Genomic DNA, 6699 nt, shown 5'->3' on the forward strand with positions numbered 1-6699 from the left:
GCCCGCGCGGACCGACGGCGGCGACGACGGCCTCGCGACCGCCCAGGGGTGCGCGGCCGTGCGCGACGAAGGTGTCGGCGACGACGCCGCTGCGCACCTGGCCGGGGTCGGTGCCGTCGTCCGGGCAGCACACGCCGGGCTCGCAGCGGTAGGACCACACGCGGTCGGCCCCGACGTACAGCGCCTCGCGCACGGGCACCGCGTGGGCGGCGAAGCCGCGCTCGAGCGCCGCGACGAGGTCGTGGTGCGGCGCCGGGTCGCGGGCCCAGCCGAGCTCGTCGTGCACCAGCACGACCACGGAGGCGGGCCGGTCGGCGACCAGGGGCGGGACGAGCTGCGCGACGGCCTCGGCCACCGCGTCGGCGCGTGGGCCGTCGTCGGGCGGCAGGTCGGCCCGGGCCACCAGGCCCACCCGTTCGCGCGGCGACCGCAGGGACACGACGACGACGCTCTGCTCGGGCGCGAAGCCCAGCAGGTACGGGACGGCGGCGGCCAGGTCGGAAGAGCTGGTCAGCCGCAGCACAGGCGGCTCGGGGGCGGCGGTTCGTGGCATGTCGCCACCCTGGCCGGGGCCGGGGACCGACCGCCGCTGCCGGCCGCCGGCCTGTGGACGGTGGGACTCAGCCGCCGCCCTGTGGACGACGGCCGCGCCTCAGCGGACCACGGACCCCTGGACGGTGTGCCGCGATGAGCCCGGGACGTCGTCCTGGACCCCGCGGCCCGCGGCCCGCTCGCGCTCCCAGGCCAGGAAGGACCCGGACTCGCCGATCAGGCGGCCGGCCAGCCAGGTGATGACGAACGCGTCGTCGGCCAGGCCCAGCACCGGGATGAAGACCTCGGGCACGAGGTCGACCGGCGAGACCACGTAGAGCACGGCGGCGGCGAGCAGCCCGAGCTGGCCGCGCGTGGTGCCGGGGTAGCGGCCGGTGAGCGTGGCCGGGACCCAGCGCGGCACGGCGCGCAGGCTCTCGCCGAGCCCGGCGCCGCCGGGTCCGGACGCCCCGCGCAGGGCACGGGCGAGCGCGACGAAGGCGGCGGTGCGGGTACGAGCCATGGTGCGGTCCTCCTGGTCGGCACCGAGCGGTGCCACGGGGGTGGGACGCACGGCGCGCTCGCCGGGTTCCCGGCGGGCGTCGAGGGGTCAGCGCGGCACGAGCGCGTGCGGGAACTCGCGGCGGGCCTGGTCGGCGATGCGCCGCAGCAGGTAGACGTCGACGCCGGCCCCGACCACGCCCCCGACGACGGGAACGCCCTTGCCGAAGCGGGAGAGCGCCGAGCGGCCGACCCGGCTCACGAGCCGGAAGCCGATCCCCTTGTTGAGCACCATGAGCGCGGGGCCGGGCAGCCGCTGGACGGCCAGGTTGGCCAGCCGCCCGGTGCTCGTCACGCCCGCCTTCTTCAGCAGGTCGTCCGCGTCGGCACCGACGAGCGTGAGCATGACCGCCGAGCGCACGCCCTGCTGGTGCAGGTCGTAGCCGCGCAGGCAGGCGACGGCGGCCGTCATGCGGGTCGCCACGGCGTAGAACTCGAGCACGTTGGCCGGCAATGCGACCGGGAGGGTGACGAAGCCGCCGAGCCCGGTGACGAAGCCACCGGCAGCCGCGAGCTTGAGGTGCGAGCGCACCACGGCGTCGATGGCCTGCTCGGCGTCCCCGTGCCCGGACAGCGCGCTGTCGGCGACCGTCTGGGCGGAGTCGAACGGCCCGCGGCCGTCGATGCCGACGTCCAGCAGGCGCTCGACGATCTTGGTGGCGTGCGCGGCCAGGCCCTTGGGGTCGTCCTCGGCCAGCGGGTCGTCGGGCACGGGGGCTCCTCGTTCGGGGCCGCGGCGGCGTCCGGCCCGGGGCCCCGATCATGCCCCGATCGGCGGGCCGCCGCACGACGGCTCGCGCCACGGCGCCGTCCGGCTGGCGCTGTCGGTGCGGCCGGGCAGGATGCTGCCGTGCTCCTCCTCGACGTCGCCACCGCCAGCGCCGACGTCGCCGCCACCAGCGGGCGACGCGCCAAGGTCGAGCGGTTGGCCACCTGCCTGCGCACCGCGGCCGCGGACGACGACCCCGCGGTCGTGGCCGTGGTCGTGCCCTACCTCATGGGCGAGCTGCGGCAGCGCCGCACCGGGCTGGGGTACGCGGCGCTGCGCGGCGCCCCGGCCCCGCTGGCCGAGGTCGGCGACGCGCCACTGCACGTGCTCGAGGTCGACGCCGCCTTCGCCACCGCCGAGGGCCTGTCCGGGGCCGGGTCGCAGACCGCCCGCCGCGACCTGCTGCACGGGCTGCTGGCCCGGGCCACGGCGACCGAGCAGCGGCTGCTGGCCGGGCTGGTGAGCGGCGAGCTGCGCCAGGGAGCCCAGGAGGGCGTGCTCCTCGAGGCGGTCGCCCAGGCCTCGGCGGCGCCGGCGCCGGCGGTGCGGCGTGCGGTCACGCTGGCCGGCTCGACGACCGACGTCGCGGTCGCGGTGCTCGTCGAGGGGCCGGGAGCGCTCGACCGGTACGCGCTCGAGGTGGGGCGGCCGCTGACGCCGATGCTGGCGGGTTCCGCACCCGACGTCGCGACGGCGCTGACCGCCACGTCGCCCGCGGCCGTCGAGTGGAAGCTCGACGGCATCCGGGTGCAGCTGCACCGCGACGGCGACGAGGTGCGCGTGTTCACCCGCACGCTCGACGACATCACCGAGCGGGTGCCGGACGTCGCGGCCGTGGCGCGCTCGCTGCCGGTCTCCAGCGCGGTGCTGGACGGCGAGGCGCTGGCGCTGCGCCCCGACGGCCGCCCGCGCCCGTTCCAGGAGACCGCGGCCCGCACCGCCACGCGGGTCGGGCCGCGCGCTGCCGCCGCTGCCGCCGAGGTGCCGCTCACGACCTACCTGTTCGACGTCCTGCACCTGGACGGCGACGACCTCACCGGCGAACCGCTGTCGGTGCGGCGGGCACGGCTCGACGCGCTGGGCCGGCCCGACGTCGTCGTCCCGCACCTGGTGGTCGACGCCGACGACCCCGACGCGGTCGCGGCCGCGCAGGCCTTCGCCGCCGACGCGGTCGAGCGCGGCCACGAGGGCGTCGTGGTGAAGTCGCTGGCCGCGCCGTACGAGATGGGGCGCCGGGGGTCCGGCTGGGTCAAGGTCAAGCCGGTGCACACCCTCGACCTCGTGGTGCTGGCCGCCGAGTGGGGGCACGGCCGGCGCACCGGGAAGCTGTCGAACCTGCACCTCGGCGCCCTCGACCCGGAGGGGCGCTTCGGCCCGGCGGGCGGCTTCGTGATGCTCGGCAAGACGTTCAAGGGGCTCACCGACGTCCTGCTGGCGTGGCAGACCGAGGCGCTGCTGGCGGTGGCCGACGGGCCGGCCGACGGCTACGTCGTCCACGTGCGGCCCGAGCTCGTGGTCGAGATCGCGCTGGACGGCGTGCAGACCTCGCCGCGCTACCCCGCCGGCCTCGCGCTGCGGTTCGCGCGCGTCGTCCGGTACCGGCCCGACAAACGGCCCGCCGACGCCGACACCGTCGCCGCCGTCGAGGCGCTGCGGCCGGGCTGAGCCCGTCGTCCCGCAGGTCGAGACCGCTGTCCGCATGCCGACCAGCCGGCGGAGCCCGTGGGACGGGCTGGGATCATCGAGGACGTCCGTGGTGTTGTCCCGCCCGAGACACCGACGCAGAACACCCTGCCGATCCACGAGCACCCACCGACCCGGAGGTCACCCCGTGACGCTGCCCGCTGACACCGACCCGAAGCTCGCCGAGTACGCCCACCCCGAGCGGCTCGTGACGACCGACTGGCTCGCGCAGCACCTCGGCGAGCCCGGCCTCGTGGTCGTCGAGTCCGACGAGGACGTGCTCCTCTACGACAGCGGCCACATCCCCGGCGCGGTCAAGGTCGACTGGCACACCGACCTCAACGACCCCGTCACCCGCGACTACGTCGACGGCGCCCGCTTCGCGCAGGTGCTGGGCGAGCGGGGCATCGGCCGCGACACGACGATCGTCGTCTACGGCGACAAGAACAACTGGTGGGCCGCCTACGCCCTGTGGGTGTTCAGCCTGTTCGGCCACGAGGACGTCCGGCTGCTCGACGGCGGCCGCGCCAAGTGGTTGGCCGAGGACCGCGAGACCACGCGCGACGTGCCGGCCCCCGCGGCGGTCGAGTACCCGGTGGTCGAGCGCGACGATGCCGCCATCCGGGCCTTCAAGGACGACGTCCTGGGCCACCTGGGCCAGCCGCTCGTCGACGTCCGCTCCCCCGGCGAGTTCAGCGGCGAGCTGCTGCACATGCCCGACTACCCGCAGGAGGGCGCCGTGCGCGGCGGCCACATCCCCGGCGCGCGCAGCGTGCCCTGGGCGCGGGCGGCCGCCGAGGACGCCACCTTCAAGGCGCGCGCCGAGCTCGAGGCGATCTACACCGGTGAGAAGGGCCTGCAGCCCGGCGACGACGTGATCGCCTACTGCCGCATCGGCGAGCGCTCGTCGCACACGTGGTTCGTGCTGACCCACCTGCTCGGGTTCGAGCGGGTGCGCAACTACGACGGCTCGTGGACCGAGTGGGGCAACAGCGTCCGGGTGCCGATCGAGGTCGGCGCCGACGACGGCAGCTCGGCCGGCGGCGGCACGGGGTCGCCCGCGTGAGCGACGCCCCCGCTCCCCTGCCGCCGGCGATGGCCGAGCTGGCCGAGGACTTCCATGCCGTCGGCACCCGCGACCGGCTGCAGCTGCTGCTCGAGCTGAGCGACGAGCTGCCCGGGCTGCCGGAGCGCTACGCCGGGCACCTCGAGGCCATGGAGCAGGTGCACGAGTGCCAGTCCCCGCTGTTCCTGGCCGTCGAGGTCGACGACGCCCGCACGGTGCACGTGTTCTTCGACGCACCGCGCGAGTCCCCGACCACGCGCGGGTTCGCCGGGATCCTGCACACCGGGCTCGACGGCCTGCCCGCGGACGACGTCCTCGCCGTCCCCGACGACGCGCCCTACCGCTTCGGGCTGGCCGAGGCGGTCAGCCCGCTGCGGCTGCGCGGCATGGTCGCGATGCTGGCCCGGATCAAGCGGCAGGTGCGCGAGCACGCCGCCGCCTGACCCGGGCCCGACCGGACTGACCCGGGCTGACCCGGTTGCTGCTGCGCCTACCGCAGCGTCATCACCGGCTCGCCCCGCGAGGTCAGGCCGTTGCCCGTGCGGGCGCAGGTGCCGCCGTGCGGCGTGCCGTTGGCGTAGGCCTGCCGCACGCAGCTGCGCGTGGCCAGCTGCGCCCAGTAGTTGGGGTGCAGCGACTCCTGCACGTAGTACGGCCCGAACACCGTCGAGGCGGTGCGGATCTGGTTGACCCACTCGGTGCGGTCGACCGCGCCGGCGGACTGCCACGACGAGAGCCCGACCTCCTCGTAGAGCCCGACCGTGCTCTCGCACAGCCGCCGGCCGTTGAACGCCTGCGCCAGGTCGAGCACCGCGGTGTCGGTCAGCCCGGACGACGCCACACCCGAGCGCACGGCGCCGTTGATGGTCGGCAGCGCCGAGCCGTTGGCCCAGTCGAGGTCCTTGTTCCAGAAGCCGCAGCCACCGGTGGTCTGGCGGCTGTACCCGCTCTGGGAGTAGCGGTTGCCCGAGCCGTTCGGCAGTGGCGAGGGGTAGGTCTGCACGAGCACGGTCCACGCGCTGTCGGCGTACCCGGCGTCGCGCATGGCCTGGCGCACGTTGCGCAGCGAGGTCGCGATGCTGGCGGACACGGCGCTGACGTTGGCGCTGGTGAAGTTGGCCTTCACCGACGAGTCGTCGTTGCAGTAGTCGGGGTACCACGACGGCGAGGTGAGGAAGTCCGTGACGCAGCTCTGCACGACCGAGGCGAAGTTGAAGTCGTTGCCGCCGATGCTGACGACGACCATCCGCACGTTGTGCGACCCGGCGAAGGTGCGCAGCGCGGCCGCCTGGCCGACATGGCCGTTGCCGTCCGAGGAGAAGTCCAGGCCCGGCTTGAAGTTGCCGCTGGAGTCGGTGAACGTCGTCGTCCGGGCGCCGGAGCAGGCGAAGTTCGCGCCGCTGACGCCGCCGCCCACGAACGCCTCGGCGGACTTGCTGCGGTGGCAGCGCGGCGTCGTCTCGGCGGTGTTGGAGGGGTTGTCGTAGTACGCGGTCGGGCCCAGGGCGTCGGCCCGTGACGAGCTGTCGTTGGACGAGCCGGCCCAGCGCCCGGCCTCGCCGCTGATGTAGCTGTCGCCCAGGGTGACCACCCACGGGCCGCCGGTGCCCGGGCCGTCGGCGTGCGCCGGCGGGGCGCTGACCAGCGTGGCCACGACGGCGGCGGCCGCCGTCGTGAGGACGCCGGCGAGGCGGCGAGGTCGGGACGGTCGCATGGGGTCTGCCCTTCGGTCCGGCGACGGGGGCGTCGTCGGCCGAAGACCCGACCGCGACGGTGCGGCCGGCGCACCGACCGCCGCGAGTGTGGCACGCGTCACAGCACGAGATCGCCCAAGGAACGGTCAACTCTCTGCCCGTTTTCTCCCATCTGCCCGACCCGCGACGCGGCCGGGCCGGTCCCCTCCCGGCGCCCGTCGGTGGTGACCGCGACAATCGGGCCGTGCCCAGCGACGAGCTGGCGGGTCCCGACCTCGCCGACCGCCTCGAGCGGGCCGACGTGGTGCGCGGCGCGGCCGTGGCGCTCGTCGTGGGCCCCGGCCCGCACCCCGTGGCCGCGGTGGCCGCGGTGGCCGCGGTGGCCGCGGTGGCCG

Annotated in this window: 7 protein-coding genes; 3 read left to right on the forward strand and 4 right to left on the reverse strand. The window is 75.8% G+C overall.

The annotated features are described in order from the left end of the window. The 3 genes from ACYVJ4_RS17700 to ACYVJ4_RS17710 form a co-directional block, all read right to left on the reverse strand. The coding region (locus ACYVJ4_RS17700) for a DUF4192 domain-containing protein (protein WP_460461403.1) at positions 1-553 on the reverse strand (553 nt) is incomplete at its 3' end. Positions 554-652: 99 nt separating this feature from the next. Further along, a complete protein-coding gene (locus tag ACYVJ4_RS17705; protein WP_460461404.1) occupies positions 653-1054 on the reverse strand; it encodes a YkvA family protein in 402 nt (133 codons plus the stop codon). Between the two features lie 87 nt (positions 1055-1141). Then, complete coding sequence (locus ACYVJ4_RS17710) at positions 1142-1804, reverse strand: EcsC family protein (protein ID WP_460461405.1); 663 nt, start codon at positions 1802-1804, stop codon at positions 1142-1144. A gap of 138 nt (positions 1805-1942) precedes the next feature. On the opposite strand from ACYVJ4_RS17710, the gene ACYVJ4_RS17715 reads away from it, so the two are divergent. The 3 genes from ACYVJ4_RS17715 (at position 1943) to ACYVJ4_RS17725 (ending at position 5053) form a co-directional block, all read left to right on the forward strand. Then, positions 1943-3526: an ATP-dependent DNA ligase gene (locus ACYVJ4_RS17715; RefSeq protein WP_460461406.1), complete on the forward strand. Its 1584-nt coding sequence runs from the start codon at positions 1943-1945 to the stop codon at positions 3524-3526. Between the two features lie 166 nt (positions 3527-3692). Further along, positions 3693-4610 (forward strand): sulfurtransferase, encoded by a 918-nt coding sequence (locus ACYVJ4_RS17720; protein ID WP_460461407.1) that lies wholly within the window; start codon positions 3693-3695, stop codon positions 4608-4610. Positions 4611-4639: 29 nt separating this feature from the next. Beyond that, positions 4640-5053 carry a SufE family protein gene (locus tag ACYVJ4_RS17725; RefSeq protein WP_460461409.1) on the forward strand — a complete coding sequence of 138 codons (414 nt, stop codon included), beginning with the start codon at positions 4640-4642 and terminating at the stop codon, positions 5051-5053. A gap of 47 nt (positions 5054-5100) precedes the next feature. Here ACYVJ4_RS17725 and ACYVJ4_RS17730 read toward each other — a convergent pair whose 3' ends face one another. Then, a complete protein-coding gene (locus tag ACYVJ4_RS17730; protein WP_460461408.1) occupies positions 5101-6324 on the reverse strand; it encodes an SGNH/GDSL hydrolase family protein in 1224 nt (407 codons plus the stop codon). Positions 6325-6699 lie beyond the last annotated feature (375 nt).

It is taken from the genome of Angustibacter peucedani (genome assembly GCF_054779595.1).

Coding starts and splice junctions, on each gene's coding strand:
- ACYVJ4_RS17705 (WP_460461404.1), bottom strand. CDS start 1,054: ATGGCTCGTACCCGCACCGCCGCCTTCGTCGCGCTCGCCCGTGCCCTG.
- ACYVJ4_RS17725 (WP_460461409.1), top strand. CDS start 4,640: ATGGCCGAGCTGGCCGAGGACTTCCATGCCGTCGGCACCCGCGACCGG.
- ACYVJ4_RS17730 (WP_460461408.1), bottom strand. CDS start 6,324: ATGCGACCGTCCCGACCTCGCCGCCTCGCCGGCGTCCTCACGACGGCG.